Annotated in this window: 23 protein-coding genes and 2 pseudogenes; 9 read left to right on the plus strand and 16 right to left on the minus strand. The window is 56.7% G+C overall.

Annotation, left to right across the window (positions count from 1 at the left end; genetic code table 11):
• Window positions 1-50: 50 nt before the first annotated feature.
• Genes trmB through HMPREF3140_RS26595 form a run of 3 tightly spaced genes read left to right on the plus strand, consistent with a single transcriptional unit; the run spans window position 51 to window position 1866 of the window.
• Complete coding sequence (gene trmB / locus HMPREF3140_RS26585) at window positions 51-770, plus strand: tRNA (guanosine(46)-N7)-methyltransferase TrmB (protein WP_002916627.1); 720 nt, start codon at window positions 51-53, stop codon at window positions 768-770.
• The gene (locus HMPREF3140_RS26590) at window positions 770-1096 is read left to right on the plus strand and encodes a YggL family protein (protein WP_002916620.1); all 327 of its coding nucleotides are present in this window, start codon (window positions 770-772) and stop codon (window positions 1094-1096) included. The genes trmB and HMPREF3140_RS26590 overlap by 1 nt, the downstream gene beginning before the upstream one ends.
• Before the next feature lie 50 nt (window positions 1097-1146).
• Complete coding sequence (locus HMPREF3140_RS26595) at window positions 1147-1866, plus strand: YggN family protein (protein ID WP_004889772.1); 720 nt, start codon at window positions 1147-1149, stop codon at window positions 1864-1866.
• A 40-nt stretch (window positions 1867-1906) separates the two neighbouring features.
• Here the strand turns inward: HMPREF3140_RS26595 and hemW are convergent, their stop codons facing one another.
• Genes hemW through HMPREF3140_RS26620 form a run of 5 tightly spaced genes read right to left on the minus strand, consistent with a single transcriptional unit; the run spans window position 1907 to window position 5217 of the window.
• A complete protein-coding gene (hemW, locus tag HMPREF3140_RS26600) occupies window positions 1907-3043 on the minus strand; it encodes a radical SAM family heme chaperone HemW (protein WP_032412414.1) in 1137 nt (378 codons plus the stop codon).
• Window positions 3036-3629 carry an XTP/dITP diphosphatase gene (locus HMPREF3140_RS26605; RefSeq protein WP_002916615.1) on the minus strand — a complete coding sequence of 198 codons (594 nt, stop codon included), beginning with the start codon at window positions 3627-3629 and terminating at the stop codon, window positions 3036-3038. The genes hemW and HMPREF3140_RS26605 overlap by 8 nt, the downstream gene beginning before the upstream one ends.
• A 12-nt stretch (window positions 3630-3641) precedes the next feature.
• The gene (gene yggU, locus HMPREF3140_RS26610; protein WP_002916614.1) at window positions 3642-3932 is read right to left on the minus strand and encodes a DUF167 family protein YggU; all 291 of its coding nucleotides are present in this window, start codon (window positions 3930-3932) and stop codon (window positions 3642-3644) included.
• On the minus strand, window positions 3929-4495 hold the full coding sequence (locus HMPREF3140_RS26615) for a YggT family protein (protein WP_002916613.1): 567 nt from the start codon (window positions 4493-4495) through the stop codon (window positions 3929-3931). Before HMPREF3140_RS26615 ends, yggU begins: the two co-directional genes overlap by 4 nt.
• Before the next feature lie 20 nt (window positions 4496-4515).
• A complete protein-coding gene (locus HMPREF3140_RS26620; RefSeq protein WP_004144780.1) occupies window positions 4516-5217 on the minus strand; it encodes a YggS family pyridoxal phosphate-dependent enzyme in 702 nt (233 codons plus the stop codon).
• 16 nt (window positions 5218-5233) lie between these two features.
• Between HMPREF3140_RS26620 and HMPREF3140_RS26625 the strand changes: the two genes are divergently transcribed.
• Together HMPREF3140_RS26625 and HMPREF3140_RS26635 are read left to right on the plus strand one after the other, a co-directional pair.
• Entirely contained in the window at window positions 5234-6214 is a 981-nt protein-coding gene (locus HMPREF3140_RS26625) for a type IV pilus twitching motility protein PilT (RefSeq protein WP_020801960.1), read from the plus strand.
• A 347-nt stretch (window positions 6215-6561) separates the two neighbouring features.
• Window positions 6562-7215, plus strand: coding sequence for a LuxR family transcriptional regulator (locus HMPREF3140_RS26635; protein WP_002916607.1), 654 nt, complete (start codon window positions 6562-6564; stop codon window positions 7213-7215).
• A 52-nt stretch (window positions 7216-7267) separates the two neighbouring features.
• Here HMPREF3140_RS26635 and ruvX read toward each other — a convergent pair whose 3' ends face one another.
• The 8 genes from ruvX to metK form a co-directional block, all read right to left on the minus strand.
• The gene (gene ruvX / locus HMPREF3140_RS26640) at window positions 7268-7684 is read right to left on the minus strand and encodes a Holliday junction resolvase RuvX (protein ID WP_070553234.1); all 417 of its coding nucleotides are present in this window, start codon (window positions 7682-7684) and stop codon (window positions 7268-7270) included.
• The gene (locus HMPREF3140_RS26645) at window positions 7684-8247 is read right to left on the minus strand and encodes a YqgE/AlgH family protein (RefSeq protein ID WP_002916603.1); all 564 of its coding nucleotides are present in this window, start codon (window positions 8245-8247) and stop codon (window positions 7684-7686) included. The genes ruvX and HMPREF3140_RS26645 overlap by 1 nt, the downstream gene beginning before the upstream one ends.
• A gap of 174 nt (window positions 8248-8421) precedes the next feature.
• A complete protein-coding gene (gshB, locus tag HMPREF3140_RS26650) occupies window positions 8422-9372 on the minus strand; it encodes a glutathione synthase (protein ID WP_002916600.1) in 951 nt (316 codons plus the stop codon).
• A 20-nt stretch (window positions 9373-9392) separates the two neighbouring features.
• Entirely contained in the window at window positions 9393-10124 is a 732-nt protein-coding gene (rsmE, locus tag HMPREF3140_RS26655) for a 16S rRNA (uracil(1498)-N(3))-methyltransferase (protein WP_004144776.1), read from the minus strand.
• Between the two features lie 91 nt (window positions 10125-10215).
• The gene (endA, locus tag HMPREF3140_RS26660) at window positions 10216-10923 is read right to left on the minus strand and encodes a deoxyribonuclease I (protein WP_002916589.1); all 708 of its coding nucleotides are present in this window, start codon (window positions 10921-10923) and stop codon (window positions 10216-10218) included.
• Window positions 10924-11017: 94 nt separating this feature from the next.
• Window positions 11018-11518 (minus strand): SprT family zinc-dependent metalloprotease, encoded by a 501-nt coding sequence (locus HMPREF3140_RS26665; protein WP_029498565.1) that lies wholly within the window; start codon window positions 11516-11518, stop codon window positions 11018-11020.
• Window positions 11519-11595: 77 nt separating this feature from the next.
• Window positions 11596-12951, minus strand: a complete 1356-nt coding sequence (locus HMPREF3140_RS26670; RefSeq protein WP_004197026.1) for a sugar porter family MFS transporter — start codon at window positions 12949-12951, stop codon at window positions 11596-11598.
• A gap of 421 nt (window positions 12952-13372) precedes the next feature.
• Window positions 13373-14527, minus strand: a complete 1155-nt coding sequence (gene metK / locus HMPREF3140_RS26675; protein ID WP_004149807.1) for a methionine adenosyltransferase — start codon at window positions 14525-14527, stop codon at window positions 13373-13375.
• Window positions 14528-15228: 701 nt separating this feature from the next.
• Between metK and yqgB the strand changes: the two genes are divergently transcribed.
• The 3 genes from yqgB (at window position 15229) to speB (ending at window position 18499) form a co-directional block, all read left to right on the plus strand.
• A complete protein-coding gene (yqgB, locus tag HMPREF3140_RS28015) occupies window positions 15229-15360 on the plus strand; it encodes an acid stress response protein YqgB (protein WP_002916578.1) in 132 nt (43 codons plus the stop codon).
• Window positions 15361-15368: 8 nt separating this feature from the next.
• The gene (speA, locus tag HMPREF3140_RS26685) at window positions 15369-17345 is read left to right on the plus strand and encodes a biosynthetic arginine decarboxylase (protein WP_004149805.1); all 1977 of its coding nucleotides are present in this window, start codon (window positions 15369-15371) and stop codon (window positions 17343-17345) included.
• Window positions 17346-17578: 233 nt separating this feature from the next.
• Window positions 17579-18499 (plus strand): agmatinase, encoded by a 921-nt coding sequence (speB, locus tag HMPREF3140_RS26690; protein ID WP_002916572.1) that lies wholly within the window; start codon window positions 17579-17581, stop codon window positions 18497-18499.
• A 50-nt stretch (window positions 18500-18549) separates the two neighbouring features.
• Here speB and HMPREF3140_RS28020 read toward each other — a convergent pair.
• The 3 genes and pseudogenes from HMPREF3140_RS28020 to HMPREF3140_RS26695 all read right to left on the minus strand — a co-directional run.
• A pseudogene (locus HMPREF3140_RS28020) lies at window positions 18550-18765 on the minus strand (OprD family outer membrane porin); the annotation flags it as partial.
• An 86-nt stretch (window positions 18766-18851) separates the two neighbouring features.
• Window positions 18852-18926: pseudogene (locus HMPREF3140_RS29155) on the minus strand (hypothetical protein); the annotation flags it as partial.
• A 33-nt stretch (window positions 18927-18959) separates the two neighbouring features.
• Complete coding sequence (locus tag HMPREF3140_RS26695; RefSeq protein WP_004151780.1) at window positions 18960-19718, minus strand: metalloprotease LoiP; 759 nt, start codon at window positions 19716-19718, stop codon at window positions 18960-18962.
• Window positions 19719-19996: 278 nt separating this feature from the next.
• Between HMPREF3140_RS26695 and HMPREF3140_RS29690 the strand changes: the two genes are divergently transcribed.
• A partial coding sequence (locus HMPREF3140_RS29690) for a hypothetical protein (protein ID WP_370655577.1) occupies window positions 19997-20067 on the plus strand: 71 nt, incomplete at its 3' end.

Here is a 20067-nt window from a genome sequence, read left to right on the forward strand (position 1 = left end):
TTTGGATAATGCCCGTTTTCCGAACACATTCACAAGCAGACCAAACTTTTATGAAAAACGACGTCATCTCTCCGGAATTCGATGAAAACGGTCGCCCGCTGCGCCGTATTCGTAGCTTCGTCCGTCGCCAGGGCCGCCTGACGAAAGGGCAGCAGCATGCGCTGGATAACATTTGGCCGGTGATGGGCGTTGAATTCAACGATGCGCCGCTCGATTTCGCCGCCCTGTTTGGCCGTGACGCGCCGGTCACCTTAGAAATTGGCTTCGGGATGGGCGCCTCGCTGGTGGCGATGGCGAAAGCCAAACCGGAACAGAATTTCCTCGGCATTGAAGTACACTCCCCGGGCGTTGGCGCTTGTCTGGCTTCTGCGGAAGAAGAAGGCGTACAAAACCTGCGCGTAATGTGTCACGATGCGGTGGAAGTGCTGCATACCATGATCCCGGATAACTCGCTGAATATGGTGCAACTGTTTTTCCCTGATCCGTGGCATAAAGCGCGTCATAATAAACGTCGTATCGTGCAGCCGCCTTTCGCTGAGCTGGTGAAAAGCAAGTTGAAGCTCGGCGGCGTCTTCCATATGGCGACCGACTGGGAAGCTTATGCCGTGCATATGCTGGAAGTCATGTCCTCGCTGGAAGGCTATCGTAACCAGTCGGCAAGCAACGATTACGTACCGCGCCCGGAATCGCGCCCGGTAACCAAATTTGAACAGCGTGGCCATCGTCTCGGCCACGGCGTATGGGACTTAATGTTCGAGAGGGTGAAATAATGGCCAAGAATCGTAGCCGTCGTCTGCGTAAAAAAATGCATATCGATGAGTTTCAGGAGTTAGGCTTCTCCGTCGCCTGGCGTTTCCCGGAAGGGACCAGCGAAGAGCAGATCGACCAGACGGTCAACGATCTGATCGAAGAGGTGATAGAGCCGAACAAGCTGGCCTTCGACGGCAGCGGTTATCTCTCCTGGGAAGGGCTCATCTGCATGCAGGAGATTGGTAAGTGCACTGAAGAGCATCAGGCTATCGTACGCAAATGGCTGGAAGCGCGTAAGTTAGAGGATGTGCGCACCAGCGAACTTTTTGACGTCTGGTGGGACTAAGTTTGACAAGGGTCGGCAATTGCCGGCCCGTTTTGTCTTAAGGGAGTTTTATGATGCGTAAAACGCTGCTGGCGGTGGCGCTCTCCATCACCGCTTTGTCTGCCCATGCGGACTACCAGTGTAGCGTCACGCCGCGTGACGATGTGATCCTCAGCCCGCAGCAGGTGCAGGTGAAAGGGGAAAACGGCGATCTGGTGATAAAGCCGGACGGCAATCTGACCTTTAACGGCAAGGCCTATGCGCTCAGCGCCGCCCAGCGCGAACAGGCGCAGGATTATCAGGCCAGCCTGCGCAGCAGCCTGCCGTGGATTGACCAAGGCGCGCGTTCGCGAGTCGAAAAAAGCCGCAAGGCGCTGGATAAAATCATTACCGAACAGGTTGGCGCCAACAGCAGCATGCACGGTCGCCTGACCAAACTGGACGCGCAGCTGAAAGAACAGATGAACCGCATTATCGAACGTCGCAGCGATGGCCTGACCTTCCACTATAAAGCTATCGACCAGGTACGCGCCGATGGCCAGCAGCTGGTGAATCAGGCGATGGGCGGCATTCTGCAGGACAGCATTAACGAGATGGGGGCGAAAGCGGTGCTCAAAGGCGGCGGTAATCCGCTACAGGGCATTCTCGGCAGCCTCGGCGGCCTGCAAACGGCGATTCAGGAGGAATGGAAAAACCAGGAGGCCGATTTCCAGCAGTTTGGTAAGGACGTCTGCAGCCGGGTGGTATCGCTGGAGGACAGCCGCAAAGCGCTGGTTGGCTCGCTGAAATAATGCCATGGCGGTCCGCTTCCCGGCAGGACCGCCGCTGCGTTTACTCGTTCAGAAACAACTCAAGCAGGGAATTCAGGAACAGCTTACCGTGCTCGGTAATCTGCCAGTTCTGCTCGTCTTCCTGCAGGTAGCCCTGGGCTATCGCCGCGTCCAGCTGCGGGCGGATCGCCGCTTCCTCAAGTCCGGTATAGCGGCTAAATTCAGCGCGCGGCGCGGCCTCCAGCAGGCGAAAACGGTTCATAAAGAACTCAAACGGTTTATCCGCTTCTCCCACATCATGCTGACGCTCAAGGTAACGGCCTTCCATATACCCGCGCGGGTGGCGGGTTTTGGCGGTTCGCAGAATGCGTCCGTCAGGGAAGGTGATCTTGCCGTGCGCGCCGCAGCCGATGCCGAGGTAGTCGCCAAAGCGCCAGTAGTTGAGATTATGCTGACACTGGAAGCCTGGCTTAGCATAGGCGGACGTCTCGTACTGCTGATAGCCGGCGGCGCTCAGCAGCTGATGCCCCTGCTCGAAAATATCCCATAGCGCGTCGTCATCCGGCAGCACCGGCGGCCGGGAGCCGAACAAGGTGTTCGGCTCAATGGTCAGCTGGTACCACGACAGGTGCGGCGGGTTGAGGGCAATCGCCTGACGCAGATCGTCCAGCGCCTCCTCCAGCGACTGGTCCGGCAGACCGTGCATCAGGTCGAGGTTGAAGCTGCGCAAGCCGAGGCCGCTGGCGAGACGTGCTGCGCGCTTGGCCTCCTCCGGGCCGTGGATCCGCCCCAGGCGCTGCAGCTTCGGTTCGCTAAAGCTTTGTACGCCGATGGAGATGCGGTTCACCCCGGCGCGCTGATAATCAACGAAGCGATCGGCCTCCACGGTACCCGGGTTGGCTTCCATGGTGATTTCCGCCCCGGCGGCCAGCGGCAGGCAGGCGCGGACGCCATCCAGCAGGGTTTGCATGGCCGGGCCGGACAGCAGGCTCGGCGTTCCGCCGCCGATAAAAATAGTGCCTATTTCCCGTCCCTGGGCATATTGCGCATCAGCCTGCAGATCGTTCAGCAGATGCTGGACGTAGTCATCATGCGGCACCTCGCCTTTCAGCGCATGCGAATTAAAATCGCAGTACGGGCATTTCTGCACGCACCAGGGAATATGGATATAGAGACTCAGCGGCGGCAAATTAGCCATTACGTAATGCTTCCAGTAACAGTTTCAGCGCCTGCCCGCGATGGGAAATGGCGCTCTTTTCTTCACGGCTCAGTTCGGCCGCGGTTTTACCTTCTGACGGGACGAAGAAGATCGGGTCGTACCCGAAGCCGCCATGACCGGCGGCTTGTCGGGTGATTACCCCAGGCCAGCTGCCGTGGCACACCAGCGGCGTGGGATCTTCGGCATGGCGCAGATAGACCAGCACGCAGTGGAACTGGGCCTGACGCTGGTCGTCCGGCACGTCTTTTAACGCGTCGAGCAGCTTCTCAAGATTCTGCTGGTCGCTGGCATCGACGCCGGAATAGCGTGCGGAGTAAATACCCGGCGCGCCGCCAAGAGCATCGACGGCCAGACCGGAATCGTCGGCGATGGCCGGCAGGCCGGTGATCTGCGCCGCGTGGCGCGCTTTCAGAATCGCGTTTTCAATGAAGGTCAGGCCGGTCTCTTCCGCAGAGTCCACGCCCAGCTCGGTCTGAGCGACGATATCGAGACCAAAATCTTCCAGCAGCGAGGCCAGTTCGCGCACTTTGCCGGCGTTGCCGGTAGCGAGGACGACTTTTTGCATGATGAATCCTGTTTATTCAGTTAGCGCCGCGACCGCAGTCGGGATCTGTTGTGGGGCGATGATTTTAACTTGCTTATGGCGGCCCAGCTCGCCTTTTTCAATCAGTACCTGGCTTTTGGCGACGCGGAACTGTTTGGCGAGAAATTTCACCAGGTGGGCATTGGCCTGGCCATCAACGGGCGGGGCGGTAATGGCGACTTTAAGCTCGTCGCCATGTACGCCCACGATGCTATCGCGGCTGGCCTTAGGCTGAATGTACAGCCTCAGCACCAGCCCGTCAGCGCAGGTTTCAACGGCACTCATAGCGCCATCCACAGCCCCGGCAGCAGTACATTACCGGTGGCCTGCAGCACTTCGGCGATGCCCATATTGATTACGTACAACAGCAATACCAGCACCATCGGCGAGAAATCGATACCGCCCATCGACGGCAGCAGGTTGCGGATAGGGCGCAGCAGCGGGTCCGCCAGCTGCATCAGCACATACTCCACCGGGCTACGGCCCTGACTGACCCAGCTCATGATCGCCATCAACAGCAGTACCCAGAAGATCAACGAGCCGATGGTTTTCAGCAGAATAAGCAGAGCGGAGATCCAGATGATCGGCTGGAAGGTGATCACCATAAACAGCACGATCGCTTTGATGACGCAGAGAATAAATGCCACCAGCAGCGAGGCGCTGTCAATCGGCCCCATTGCCGGGATAATCCGGCGCAGCGGTCCGACAATCGGCTGCGTGGCTTTCACCACAAACTGCGAAAACGGGTTGTAAAAGTCGCAGCGCGCCCACTGCATCCAGACGCGTAACAACACGACCATCGTGTAAAGCTCAATGACCGTTGAAAGCAGGAAAGTCAACGTCTTCATGGCGTTCCTCAGATTCCTTATTATTTGCTGTAGTCGCGCGCACCAAAAATGGCTGTACCGATGCGCACCATCGTGCTTCCCGCCGCGATTGCGGCTTCCATATCGTCCGACATTCCCAGAGACAACGTATCGACCGTGGGGTACCGCGTTTTTAATCGCGCAAATGCTACCGCCATTTGCCGGGCGACGGCAAACTGCCTTACATATTCTGACTCAGGCGCGGGGATGGCCATCAGGCCGCGCAGTTCCAGATGAGGTAACTCAGCGATCTCCGCCGCTAAGCCGTCGAGCGCTTCCAGCGGGATGCCGGATTTGCTCTGCTCATCGCTGATGTTAATTTGAATCAGCACCTTCAGCGGCGGCAAATGCGCCGGGCGCTGCTCGTTCAGGCGGGTGGCGATTTTCAGCCGATCGACGGTGTGGCACCAGTCAAAATGCTCTGCCACCAACCGGCTTTTGTTGGACTGCAGGGGGCCAATAAAGTGCCACTGCAGCCCGCTGACGCCAGCCTGCTGGAAATGGTTAATCTTCTCCACGCCCTCCTGGACGTAGTTTTCACCAAATGCCCGCTGGCCTGCCGCAATGGCTTCTTCGATCGCGCTCGCAGGTTTCGTTTTACTCACTGCAAGCAATGTCACTTCTTCTGGCGCACGCCCGCATCGGGCGGCAGCACCGGAGATTTTGTCCCGGACCTGTGCCAGGTTATGCGCAATATCGTTCATATTCCGAGGATGAGTTATGAAGCTGGAAGAAATCGTAGCCCTTAGTGTAAAGCATAATGTCTCTGATCTACACCTGTGCAATTCCGCCGCACCACGCTGGCGGCGGCAGGGCAGGCTGGAGCCCGCGCCCTTTCCCGCGCCGGATATTGCGAATTTACTCAACGACTGGCTCGATGCCGCACAGTTACTGCACTGGCAGGAACACGGCCAGATTGACTTTGCGCTGACCCTGGCCTGCGGTGCGCGGCTGCGCGCCAGCGCCTTCGCCCATACGCGTGGGATATCGCTGGTGCTGCGCCTCCTTCCTGAACAGTGCCCGCGTCTGGACACGCTCGGCGCCCCGCCTGCGCTGAGCGAACTGCTGGCGGAAGAGAGTGGTTTGCTGTTGGTCACCGGAGCGACGGGCAGCGGCAAGTCGACCACCCTGGCGGCAATGGTGGGGCACCTCAATCAGCATCTTGATGGCCATATTCTGACGCTTGAAGATCCGGTGGAATTTATTCATCACAGCGAGCGCTGTCTGATCCAGCAGCGGGAAGTTGGCCGTCACTGTCCTTCGTTCGCCGCGGCGCTCCGCGTGGCGCTGCGCCAGGATCCGGATGTGATCCTGCTCGGGGAGCTACGCGACAGCGAAACCATTCGCCTGGCGTTAACCGCGGCGGAGACCGGGCACCTGGTAATGGCGACATTACATACCCGCGGCGCGGCGCCGGCGGTGGAGAGATTGATCGATGTCTTTCCGGCGGAGGAGAAAGATCAGGTTCGTAGCCAGCTTGCCGGAAGCCTGTGCGCGGTGCTGGCGCAAAAATTGTTACCTGCACGTCAGGGCGGGAGAGTTGCGCTATACGAGCTTCTGGTCAACACGCCAGCGGTGGCGAATTTGATCCGTGAAGGAAAAGTACATCAATTGCCTGGTGTGATGCAGACCGGGATGCAGGCCGGAATGTTGACCTTTACCCAGAGTTTTCAGCAACGTGTCGCTGCAGGCGCGCTATAAGATGAGAAAGAGATTGATATGACAGGTTAAATGATATGTTAGATGAATGTTTATTTGTTGTTTATTAATATTATTTGGTAATACAAATAACTTTTGATTATAAATTCAAATAACACATTCAGATTAGATATGTCGACAGTGAATACGCATTTCCAGGAAAAAAGTTTGATTATCTTTTGACAGCTTTGAGTCATTCGATTTATGCTGTTTGTGGGAATAGGATGATTCTCATGGAATAACGTTTCAGTTTGTAAATTACCTTGGTGATTTATAAATTCACGACTGTTTGTATCTTTTTTATTCATTTAACCACCATGGCGGTGGGTAACAGCTAAGGAGAGTTTTAAGTGATTAATTTAAATGGAAATTCATCATCTTCTCGTCAGGTAACCTTTATTACCCACCCGTCTATTCAAAGCAAAGCCTTTGCCAGCTATCTGAGCGAAACCCTGATGGCACCGGTGGTTTTACAAAATATTAATAAACCGCTGGCGCAGCGTTTGGCAAAAGATTCTGTAATATTATTTGATATTGCAGTGTCAAATAAGAAATTAAACGGGGTGTGGCGGGATATTATTCGCCTGCAGGCAGATAATCCTCGTTTGTTGATTATTAATAGCGCACAAAAGTATGAGCTATACGAAATGGCGCAGTGGCCGGCTTTATATGGCGTGTTCCGTCATGACGATGATGAATCGCGCTTAATTGAGGGCGTTAAGGCCGTGCTGAACGGCGAGCAGACGGCTGAATTGAGCGTGATGCACCCGGCGATGTACGCTGCGGACCATGCATCGACTCCAGTAGAGAACTCGCCGCTGACCGAGCGGGAATGCGAGATCCTCAACGAACTGCGCTGCGGCGCGACGAACCTGGATATCGCCCGCGCGCTGTTTATCAGCGAGAACACGGTGCGGACGCACCTGTACAATGTGTTTCGTAAACTGAGCGTGAAAAATCGCACCCAGGCGGTGAGCTGGGCTAACGAACATCTGCGCCACTAAGCGGGTAAACGTGCGCCGTCAGCGGTCCGCCGGCGGCGCAGGAGGGCAGAGTTTAAAAGCTCTGCTCGAAGTAGCTTTCCAGTATGACTACGGCAGAGGCTGAATCGACGCTGCCTTTATTCAGCGCCCGGTAGCCGCCGTGTTCAAACAGGCCCGCGCGGGCCTCAACCGTACTCAGCCGTTCATCGTAGAGAAGGATCGCGACGCCAAAGCGGCCATGAATTTTATTGGCGAAATTACGCGCGCGCGCCGTCAGCGGTTGCTCGGTGCCGTCCATATTGAGCGGCAGGCCGACGATTACCGCCTCAGGCTGCCACTCTTTAAGCAGTTTTTCGATGACGTTCCAGTCCGGTTTACCGTCCTGCGCCTTCAGCGCCGGTAATGGTCGTGCGGTCGCGGTGATGCGTTGTCCCACCGCCACGCCGATGCTTTTGGTGCCAAAGTCAAAGCCGAGAAAGGTTCCGCTCATCACGCATGCCCCGCGACGCCTGGCATCGTCACAATGTCGATACCAATCAGTTTAGCCGCCTCGCGCCAGCGATCGGCGATCGGCGTACGGAAAAGAATATTCTGATCCGCCGGGGCGGTGAGCCAGGCATTATCTAAAATCTCCTGCTCCAGCTGCCCTTTCTCCCACGAAGAGTAGCCCAACGCAACCAGCACGTTGCCCGGCTGCCGATCGGTCCCTAAGGTTTCAAGAACATCCCGCGAGGTGGTAATCACCGTGTTATCCGAGATGCGAATGCTCGAGGAAAAGTCAGAGGGCGGGGTATGCAAAATGAAGCCGCGGTCTTCCGCCAGCGGGCCTCCCAGCATCACCGGTTTATCCAGACGGATCTCTGGATTGCGCGGCTCCGGGACAATTTTGAGCTTCTCAAGGATCCCTTCCACCTGCAGATTTTCCAGCGGCTTATTGATAATAATGCCCATGGCACCCTCGTCGTTGTACTCGCAGATATAGACTACGGAGCGGCGGAAAATGGGGTCCTGAAGCGCGGGCATGGCAATCAGAAAGTGATGCTGTAAATTCATTGTCAGAGGTTCGTTCCTGGTTCAAAAAAGCAACACCCAGTATGCGGGCAAAGTAGAATGGTGTCGATGCACTTTATCTGGCCGGCGCCCGAGTGGCGTCAGGCTGGCAACGTTTCACGAGCGCGGTAATCCGCGCTCGCTGCGCCAAAAGCGGACGTTGGTCCGCCGTCGTGCTTATTTATCGATACGTCTTTCGATAGCGTCCATCAGCATACCGGTGATCGAAATATCCGGGAAGGCGGCTTCGATTTCGCGTACGCAGGTGGGGCTGGTGACGTTAATTTCCGTCAGACGGTCGCCGATGATATCCAGGCCGACGAAGATAAGGCCTTTGGCCTTCAGCGTCGGGCCGACGCGGCGGGCGATTTCCCAGTCGCTTTCGGTCAACGGGCGGGCTTCGCCGCGGCCGCCGGCGGCCAGATTGCCGCGGGTCTCGCCACCCTGCGGAATTCGCGCCAGGCAGTAAGGCACGGGCTCTCCATCCACTACCAACACGCGCTTGTCGCCATCTTTAATGGCCGGCAGATAGTTCTGCGCCATGCAGTAGCGGCTGCCCAGTTCGGTCAGCGTCTCGGCAATCACCCCAAGGTTTGGATCGCCGGCTTTAACACGGAAAATAGAGGCGCCGCCCATGCCGTCGAGCGGTTTCATGATGATATCGCCGTGCTTTTCCCAGAAGGCTTTCAGCTGGGCTTTATTGCGGGTGACCAACGTTTCCGGAGTCAGTTCAGAGAACCAGGCGGTGAACAGCTTCTCGTTACAGTCGCGCAGACTCTGCGGCTTGTTGACGATAAGCGTGCCTTTCTCTTCCGCTCGCTCCAGGATGTAGGTGGCATAAATAAATTCGGTATCAAACGGCGGATCCTTACGCATCAGGATGACGTCAAGGTCCGCAAGCGGCAGATCCTGCTCGCCGGTGAAGTCATACCATTTATCGTAGTTCTGTTCGACGCTCAGCGTGCGCGTCCGGGCGCGGGCTTCGCCGTTGATCAAATAGAGGTCGTTCATCTCCATATAATGGAGTTCATAGCCGCGACGCTGCGCCTCCAGCAACATAGCGAAGCTGGTGTCTTTCTTGATGTTGATGGTTGCGATGGGATCCATCACGATGCCGAGCTTGATCATGGTTCTTCTCCGTTAACGCCTCAACCTAAGTCGCCAAAACGCACCTGTAGGGCGGTGATGGCGGTGAGCGCAGTAGTCTCTGTACGCAGAACGCGCGGTCCCAACAGGATATCAGTAAACTGGTATTGCGCGGTCATCGCTATCTCTTCAGCCGACAGCCCGCCTTCCGGGCCAATCAGCAGACGGACGCGTTCAACCGGCAGCGGCAGCGTGTTAATGCTGGCGCTGGCGCGCGGGTGCAGGTTGAGCTTCAGCCCGCTGTCCTGTTCGGCGCACCACGTCTCCAGCTGCATCGCCGGACGTATTTCCGGTACCACGTTACGACCGCTCTGTTCGCAGGCGGCAATAGCGATTTTCTGCCACTGCTGGATCTTTTTCTGCAAACGTTCGGCATCCAGTTTAACGCCGCAGCGCTCGGAAAACAGTGGCGTTATGAGGCTTACCCCGAGTTCGATCGATTTCTGGATGGTGAATTCCATTTTTTCGCCGCGGGACATCACCTGGCCTAAATGGATATGCAGCGGCGATTCCCGATCGTCAGGTTCGCCACTGAGCACCTCAACCGTAACGTTTTTCTTACCGGCCTCGGTGATGACCGCGTCAAACACCTGGTTACTGCCGTCAAAAAGCTGTAGGTGCTGACCGGCGGTCATGCGCAGGACGCGGCCGACGTGGTTGGCCGCGTCATCGCTCAGCGCGATCTGGCTGCCGACAATGAGGCGTTCTGGATGATGGATGCGAGGAATGCGCATGCTTGATATTCCGTTCGTTGCGCAGATGCCAGCTTCCCGCCATCGGGCGGGAAGCACAGGGCTGCAAATTAACAATTGCCGCTAGTGTAGGTTAGCTCTTTTGCGCCTGGCAAGCCTGCTGGACATACGGATTATGGTTGCCCTGCACTTTCGCGATGCGCTCATCACGTTCACATTCCCAGGCGGTGACCGGGTACTGTTTATTCCAGGCGGTAAACAGCTGAGTTTGCTGGCGGGAAAGATTCAGCTGATAGCGGTCGCGCATATAGAAGTAGGTGCGGGCGATGGCGCCGCGAGCGCGGGCAGGGGGCTCGGCGATTTTATCTTTAAAATCGACCTTCATGGTGCACTGGCCGTACTGGCCTTCACCACCGTTCCACTGGCTGTACATAAAGTTGCCGCGATCGCCATTCACTTCTCCCACCGCCGGCTGCAGGTTGTGCATATCGCTTTCCATCTTGCGGTATTCCGGATCTTTGGCGCAGTTTTTACGTCCACCCTCCTGCCAGCACTGACGCTGATGGCCGAACTGCCATGCCGGCACTACGTGCTCCCATTCAACCCGGCTGGCGCGGTTCTCATTTTTACGCACTTTATAGCCGCAGGATTCCAAATCGATAACGCCTTTTTTCCCCTGCCAGTCGATTTTACAGCCGCAATAAAAATCGCCCGGAACGTCGGCATTCACTTTGACGCCAGCGGCTTTGGCCTGGGAAAAACTATTAATACCAGCGGCCGCAAGCGGACCACTGACTGCCGCGCTCAATACCGCTACGGCTAAAACATGCATACGGGACATCGTTAACTCCGTGTCAAAACGAGCCCGCAACGTAGCGAATGAGGGTGCCGGATGCAATCAGTCAGATCAGAAAGTTTCTAATTAATTCCGATGGTTATTTTTCAGCCACCAGCAGATCGCCGCAGCGAACGCAGCGGTAGGTGGCCTCGCCGCGAACCACCCGGTTATGGCGACGGACGGTGAGCTGGTGCTGCTGACAGCGACAGCGATAGGGGAAGGTGTTCTGGCGGACCGAAGCGAGTTCAAAGCGGTGGGTGCGACGCGCGGGAACGCCAAGGACGCTCTCCATCATCCATTTCCACTCTTTCCCGTGCGGCGCGACGCGGCCGAAATGCTGCCAGACCAGCAGGTGCGCCAGCTCATGCGGCACCACTTCATCGATAAACTCCCGCTGATTTTCCAGCAGCAGCACCGGGTTTAAACGAATTTCGTTTTTCTCCAGCCAGGCGGTGCCAGCGGAAGTACCACGCTGCAGGTAGACCAGCGTCGGTTCCGCATAGTGGCGTTCCAGCTTGCGATTCGCATTGGCGAGATGCTCCCGCAGGCTGCGCATGACGGCCTGCTGAATAGCGATGGGAATACGGGGCGTTTTCATAGCGCCAGAGGATAGTGCGGCGGAGGGGGGAGAGCAAGAGGAAGCTTCCTCCCGGGATGGGAGGAAGCTCAGGAAGGTTAATCGCGGGCACCGATCTCGCGCAGTGGACGACCCTGCATCAGGTTACGTTCAATATGTTCCAGCGAGACGTTTTTGGTTTCCGGGATCAGCCACAGCGTCAGCAGGATAAACAGCACGTTCAGACCGCCGTACACCCAGAAGGTATTGGCGCTGCCCAGCGAGTTGAGCATGGTCAGGAAGGTGGCGCCGACAATCATGTTGGCAATCCAGTTGGTCGCTGTGGAGCAGGTGATACCGAAGTCGCGGCCTTTCAGCGGCTGGATTTCGGAGCACAGTACCCAAATCAGTGGGCCGGCGCTCATGGCGAAACCGACGATGAACATCAGCAGCATCAGGACGGCGATGTACTGGGCGGTAGAGGAGTGAATGCCGATGTGCATCATGGTACCCAGGACGCCCATTCCCGCGGCCATCACGATAAAGCCAAGGATCAGCGTCGGTTTACGGCCCCAGCGGTCGACCAGACCGATGGCGATAAAGGTGGCCAGCACGTTAGTCAGACCGACGATCACTGTCCCCCACATTTGCTCAGTGGTGTTGGCATAACCCGCCAGCTCAAAAATCTTCGGCGCGTAGTACATGATGACGTTCATCCCGGTGAACTGTTGCATCACCTGCAGCAGGATGCCGAGGAACACCGCGCGGCGGAAGTTGCTGTTGTCTTTAAACAGCGACCAGCCGGACTGTTTTACCTTCAGGCTTTCACGGATTTCATCGAGCTCGCGTTTCGCTTCGGCGCTGGTATCGCGCAGGCGCAGCAGCACGCGTTCCGCATCGACAAAGCGACGTTTGGCGGCGAACCAGCGCGGGCTGTCCGGTAGGAAGATAACGCCGATCAGCAGCAATACCGCCGGAATGATGATAACCCCGAGCATCCAGCGCCATGCGCCGCTGTAGCTGAAAGCGGTGTCAGAGAGATAGGCGCCAAGGATCCCGATGGTGATCATCAGCTGGTACATGGAAATCATACTGCCGCGAATTTTTTCTGGGGCGATTTCCGACAGATACAGCGGAGCCGTATATGAGGCGACGCCCACCGCCAGGCCGAGCAGCACACGGGAAACCAGCAGGATCTCGACGTTTGGCGCGGCGGCAGAGAACAGCGAACCGGCGACGAAGAGGATGGCGCCGATCATCAGGCTCTTTTTCCGGCCCAGTTTGAAAGAGAGCCAGCCGCTGCCGACCGCGCCGACGGCAGCCCCGAACATCATGGAGCTGACCACCCACTCTTGGGTGTGGGCGGAAATCTGGAACTCATTGGCAATAAAGGGTAAGGCACCCGCAATAACACCGATATCAAGGCCGAACAGCAGGCCAGCCAGCGCGGCGAGGAAACAGACGAAGAACGTCATAGTCTTGTTCGAACGCCCTTGTTTTTGTTGTCAGGCATAACGCCCTCCAGTTGAGTTATTGATTCTGTCGATGGTTAGGGTAGGACACTCGTCGGTAAAAAAACGTGACTATAATCACGGCTGTGTAATCGTTTCCACAAAGGTAAAGAAACGTAATCCATTAAATGCTTTTTAAATCAGCAATATAAACAAGGATAGACGACATTTTGAAAAACGGTAATCAGAGTTGACCGAAACAATATGTAACATTGTGAAAAATGGGTACAGGAGATAGCGTCTTTGGGCAGAAGGTGACAGTCTTTACTATGTAATCGCTTTCATTTTGTGGCGGCCGCGCGTTGAAATGGGGGCGCAGAAAGGGGGTGAGGCGTAAATAAAAAGGCCAGCGCGAGGCTGGCCTTGAAGAGAGGAAGCGCGGAGATTATTTCAGACCGGCCGCTTCCCGCAGCAGCGCCGCTTTGTCGGTTTTTTCCCATGGGAAATGTTCGCGACCAAAGTGACCGTAGGCTGCGGTTTCTTTGTAGATCGGGTGCAGCAGATCCAGCATCTGAATCAGACCGTATGGACGCAGGTCGAAGAACTCACGCACCAGCAGGGTCAGCTGTTCAGAAGGCACTTTCTCGGTGCCAAAGGTTTCCACCATAATGGACGTCGGTTCTGCAACGCCGATAGCGTAGGAAACCTGAATTTCGCAACGATCGGCCAGGCCTGCGGCAACGATGTTCTTCGCCACATAGCGCGCCGCGTAGGCTGCGGAACGGTCAACTTTAGATGGATCTTTACCAGAGAACGCGCCGCCGCCGTGGCGAGCCATGCCGCCGTAGGTATCAACGATGATCTTACGACCGGTCAGACCGCAGTCGCCCATCGGGCCGCCAATAACGAAACGGCCGGTCGGGTTGATGAAGAATTTGGTGGACGCGTTGAGCCATTCGGTCGGCAGAATCGGCTTGATGATCTCTTCCATCACTGCTTCCTGCAGGGATTTCTGATCGATATCTTCCGCGTGCTGAGTCGACAGAACGACCGCGTCGATGCCGACGATTTTGCCGTCGTCATACTGGAAGGTCACCTGGCTTTTCGCATCCGGGCGCAGCCACGGCAGGGTGCCGTTTTTACGCACTTCAGCCTGACGCTGCACCAGACGGTGAGCGTAAGTCACCGGCGCCGGCATCAGCACGTCGGTTTCGTTAGTGGCGTAGCCAAACATCAGCCCCTGGTCGCCGGCGCCCTGTTCCAGCGGATCGGCACGGTCAACGCCCTGGTTAATGTCCGGAGACTGTTTACCAATGGCGCTCAGTACGGCGCACGAGTTGGCGTCAAAGCCCATATCGGAATGCACGTAGCCAATTTCGCGGACGGTGTTGCGGGTGATCTCTTCGATATCAACCCATGCGCTGGTGGTGATTTCGCCGCCTACCAGCACCATGCCGGTTTTGACATAGGTTTCACATGCGACACGCGCTTTCGGATCCTGCTCGAGGATCGCATCCAGCACGGCATCGGAGATTTGGTCAGCAATTTTGTCAGGATGCCCTTCTGATACGGACTCAGACGTAAAAAGGTGTTTTGCCATATTTTATTTCACCTGTGGACGATTCGGATAGCTCATACTGTTGTGTAATGTGGCTTTGGTGGATAATCAGCGCAAAGCCGCGCAGGTAGCGACACGAGCAGTCTGAGTGTTAATCAGTATAGACGGATTAACTTCTGGACGGCCATTTTAGGTCAAATCTTGAGCCCATTTCCAGCCTTTTTTGATGGCGGTCGCATTTATGGGAAAACCCGCCTGGCAAAATTTCCTGACAACCGCGCAAACAGGCACATTTTTATTTTGCTTTTTACCCCGCTTCTCGGTATAAAACGCCGCGCGCGGCTCATTAAAAAAGCGCACGGGGCATGGCCCTGTGGTGCCACTTCCAGCCGGGTTAAGCAGTCTGTATTTACAGAATCTCGCAGCGGCGTAGCGCCTGTTGCCCGGTATGTATAGCTTTGGCTTGTCGCCGACCCTGTCGCAGGGCGGTGTGGAGGTGATACCAGATAATGAACCAATGTTTTTCGTTTGATTCGTCGCGTCGTTCTGTCGCGCGTCAGCACTCCGCAACCTGCATCTCTCTCATGCAAACCAGCCGATGTTCACCCCATCTCGGCGCTTCTCAGGATTCCAGGGCCGGTCGGCCGTCAGAAAACTGAACAAGGGCGCTCTTGCCTGGCAAGAGTTTTCTCGTGGTTTCTCCGGACTGTCATACTCTGTTCGGCTACGTGTTTTACGATGATATGAATAAGAAACCGGTCGCGCAGTCGCAAAACCAGCAGATAGTGCTGGGCTTTAGGACTGTTCATGGGTTGTTATCGCATCTTTGGACTGCGATAGTAGTTAACTGTCTTACACTTATTATTAAAAATTGAGGTTCGCTATGTCTGACGACATGTCTATGGTTTCGCCTTCGTCAGCAGGCGAACACGGTGTACTACGTTCCATGCAGGAGGTAGCGATGAGCTCCCAGGAAGCCAGCAAGATGCTGCGTACTTATAATATTGCCTGGTGGGGCAATAACTATTATGACGTCAACGAACTGGGCCACATCAGCGTTTGCCCGGATCCGGACGTCCCGGAAGCGCGCGTTGACCTCGCGGAATTAGTCAAAGCGCGTGAAGCGCAAGGGCAGCGCTTGCCGGCTCTGTTCTGCTTCCCGCAGATCCTGCAGCACCGCCTGCGCTCGATCAACGCCGCCTTCAAACGCGCGCGTGAATCGTATGGCTATAACGGCGATTACTTCCTCGTCTACCCGATCAAGGTTAACCAGCACCGTCGCGTGATTGAATCGCTGATCCATTCCGGCGAGCCGCTGGGCCTGGAAGCCGGTTCGAAAGCGGAACTGATGGCCGTGCTGGCGCACGCCGGGATGACCCGCAGCGTCATCGTCTGTAATGGTTATAAAGACCGCGAATATATCCGTCTGGCGCTGGTGGGCGAGAAGATGGGCCACAAGGTCTATCTGGTCATTGAGAAGATGTCCGAGATCGCTATCGTACTGGAAGAGGCCGAGCGCCTGAACGTGGTGCCGCGCCTTGGCGTGCGTGCGCGTCTGGCCTCGCAGGGCTCCGGTAAATGGCAGTCCTCCGGCGGCGAGAAGTCCAAGTTCGGCCTCGCAGCGACCCAGGTGCTGCAACTGGTCGAAATTCTGCGCGAGGCAGGCCATCTTGAGAGCCTGCAACTGCTGCACTTCCACCTCGGTTCGCAGATGGCTAACATTCGCGATATCGCCACCGGCGTGCGTGAATCGGCGCGTTTCTACGTCGAACTGCATAAGCTGGGCGTCAATATTCAGTGCTTCGACGTCGGCGGCGGCCTGGGCGTGGACTATGAAGGCACCCGCTCGCAGTCCGATTGCTCGGTGAACTACGGTCTGAACGAATACGCCAACAATATCATCTGGGCGATCGGCGATGCCTGCGAAGAGAATGGCCTGCCGCACCCGACGGTGATCACCGAGTCCGGCCGCGCGGTGACCGCGCACCATACCGTGCTGGTTTCCAACATCATCGGCGTGGAGCGTAACGAATACACCGAGGCGACCCCGCCGGCGGAAGACGCTGCGCGTCCGCTGCAGAGCATGTGGGAAACCTGGCTGGAGATGCACGAGACCGGCAACCGCCGCTCGCTGCGCGAATGGCTGCACGACAGCCAGATGGACCTGCACGATATCCACATCGGCTACTCCTCAGGCACCTTCAACCTGCAGGAGCGCGCGTGGGCGGAACAGCTGTATCTGAACATGTGCCATGAGGTGCAGAAGCAGCTCGACCCGAGCAACCGCGCCCATCGTCCCATCATCGATGAGCTGCAGGAGCGAATGGCGGATAAAATCTACGTCAACTTCTCGTTGTTCCAGTCGATGCCGGATGCCTGGGGGATCGATCAGCTGTTCCCGGTGATGCCGCTGGAAGGGCTGAACAAGTCGCCGGAGCGCCGCGCGGTGCTGCTGGACATCACCTGCGATTCCGATGGCGCCATCGATCACTACGTGGACGGCGACGGGATCGCCACCACCATGCCGATGCCGGAATACGACCCGGAGAACCCGCCGATGCTGGGCTTCTTCATGGTTGGCGCCTATCAGGAGATCCTCGGCAACATGCATAACCTGTTCGGCGATACCGAGGCGGTGGACGTGTTCGTCTTCCCTGACGGCAGCGTTGAGGTTGAGCTGTCCGACGAGGGCGATACCGTGGCGGATATGCTGCAGTATGTGCAGCTGGATCCGAATACGCTGCTGACCCAGTTCCGCGATCAGGTGAAAAATACCGGTCTGGACGACGCGCTGCAGCAGCAGTTCCTCGAGGAGTTCGAGGCGGGACTGTACGGCTATACTTATCTGGAAGACGAGTAGCTGCTGATGCCCGGTGGCGCTGCGCTGACCGGGCCTGCGTATGTCGGCCGGATAAGGCGAAGCCGTCATCCGGCAGCATGCGATACTCACTTGAACCCGTATGCATTACCGGCGATAATTCACGCCAATAAGCGATTTATCTATCAAACCCTTCCTCGTCGGGCCTAACGACGCGGAGGGGTTTTTTTATACTTATTTTTTACGTTCCACGACTGTCAAAAGAGGTCATATCCATGAGCACTTTAGGTCATCAATACGATAACTCCCTGGTATCCAATGCCTTTGGCTTTCTGCGTTTGCCAATGAACTTTATGCCGTATGAAAGCGATGCGGACTGGGTCATCACCGGCGTGCCGTTCGATATGGCGACCTCCGGGCGCGCGGGCGGCCGTCATGGCCCGGCGGCGATCCGTCAGGTTTCCACTAACCTTGCCTGGGAGCACAACCGTTTCCCGTGGAACTTCGATATGCGCGAGCGCCTGAACGTGGTGGACTGTGGGGATCTGGTGTACGCCTTCGGCGACGCGCGCGAAATGAGCGAGAAGCTGCAGGCTCACGCCGAGAAGCTGCTGGCGGCCGGCAAACGTATGCTCTCCTTTGGCGGCGACCACTTCGTTACCCTGCCGCTGCTGCGCGCCCATGCCAAGCACTTTGGTAAAATGGCGCTGGTGCACTTCGATGCTCACACCGATACCTACGCCAACGGCTGCGAGTTCGACCACGGCACCATGTTCTATACCGCGCCGAACGAAGGGCTTATCGATCCGAACCACTCCGTACAGATCGGGATCCGCACCGAGTTCGACAAAGACAATGGCTTTACGGTGCTCGACGCCGGCCAGGTTAACGACCGCAGCGTTGATGACGTGATTGCCCAGGTGAAGCAGATCGTCGGCGACATGCCGGTGTACCTGACCTTTGATATCGACTGTCTTGATCCGGCGTTTGCGCCAGGCACCGGTACCCCGGTTATCGGTGGGCTGACCTCCGACCGCGCGATCAAGCTGGTGCGCGGCCTGAAGGATCTGAACATCGTCGGGATGGACGTGGTGGAAGTCGCCCCGGCCTACGATCAGTCCGAAATTACCGCTCTGGCGGCGGCGACCCTGGCGCTGGAGATGCTGTACATCCAGGCGGCGAAGAAGGGCGAATAACCCCGGTAACCCCCTGTGCCGTACGGTACAGGGGGTTAATCAAGGCGCAGGCCGCTGGGCCCGCGACCGCCGTCAAGGCGCACCGCATACTGGGCGATACAGTCCACACCGAAGCCGACCGGTCCCTGGGTAAACCCCGATTTGAAGGTGGCGATAATCCCCTGGCCCCATTCGGCTTTATCCGGCAACCCATCGCGATAATCACGTTTGGTATATACCCTAAATATTTCGAGTTGCCGGACAAAACGGCTAGCCGTTTTGAACAGCGCTTGCGCTGGCCCCGTAGGGGCGAGGCCCAGGGATAGGCCGAGTTATTGCCAACGCACATGCAGCTTGAAGTATGACGGGTATAAGCGTTACGTAAAAAGAGTTCCAAGTGGCTGTCTTCAATAAAGCCCTGGCTATTTGATTGTTGGCTGGCAAAGATTGGTGAGGAGGCGCTAGCGCCTCCCGCTGTCGCTTATTTAATGCCGTCGGCCTTCATGCGATCGCGAATATGCTGCGCGCGGGCTTCCGATGCCGGGTGATCGTCAAACATAGAGCTCTGACGGCCGGCTTCCAGCTTGGCCAGTTTCTCGAAGCTGGTGGCCAGTCCCGACGGATTGATACCGCGCTTACGCAGCAGGTCGTAAGAGTAGTCATCCGCTTCCGATTCCTGACGCTGGGAGAACTGCGAGTTCACCAGTTTTTCGCCCAGATCGCCCAACTGAGACTGCGACAGGCTACCGACGATACCGCCCGCGGAGGCCGCCGCCGCACGCACGGCGTTGGTACCCAGGGCGACCTGCATGCCTTTCTTCACGTGGCCCAGCGCGACGTGGCCCATTTCGTGGCCGATCACCGCCTCGACTTCATTATCGTTCATCAGATCCATCAGCCCGCTGTAGACGCGGATGCAGCCGTTGGCCATGGCGAAGGCGTTGACATCCTTGGTCTCATAGACCTTGTAGTTCACGGGCTGACCATTGATGTTATCGCCCAGCGCAGCCGCGATTTTGTTCAGCCGCTGGCTGTATTCACTGTTGGCCGGGGCGATTTTCGCTTTGGCGTCCATCTCTTTACAGGCCTGGTCGCTTAAGGTTTTCACCTGCGCGTCGCTGAGAGAGTATGCCTGGAAGGCTTCGGCGCCTGAGCTGAGCAGACCGTTGGAGTCCATGTTCTGACATCCGGTGAGGGTTGCTGCGATCCCAAGAGCAAGTACGGTTGAGCGAATTTTCATTTTTATCTTCCACAATCTTATGGTTGTTTATCCGAAAATACGGCGACGGCAGGGAACCGTATTCTGCGTAAATTATAAAGAGTATCGCAGGATGCGGGCGAGCGGATTCCGGCGTAGCACAACCTGTTCCAGAGATTTCTTAAAGGGCAAAAGGATGCTCCATGTACATGACTTGTCGCTTGGGTTACATTGTTCACACTTTTTTCCGGCGTAGCCCAAAACGCGCTCTCGTCAAGTCGTTAAGGGCATGGCCTTCAACAGTCCGAACTGGAGTCAAAATGTCCTCACGTAAAGAGCTTGCTAACGCTATTCGTGCGCTGAGCATGGACGCTGTACAGAAAGCCAAATC

The sequence above is a fragment of the Klebsiella sp. HMSC16A12 genome, assembly GCF_001808265.1.
GTDB classification, from domain to species: Bacteria; Pseudomonadota; Gammaproteobacteria; order Enterobacterales; family Enterobacteriaceae; genus Klebsiella; species Klebsiella pneumoniae.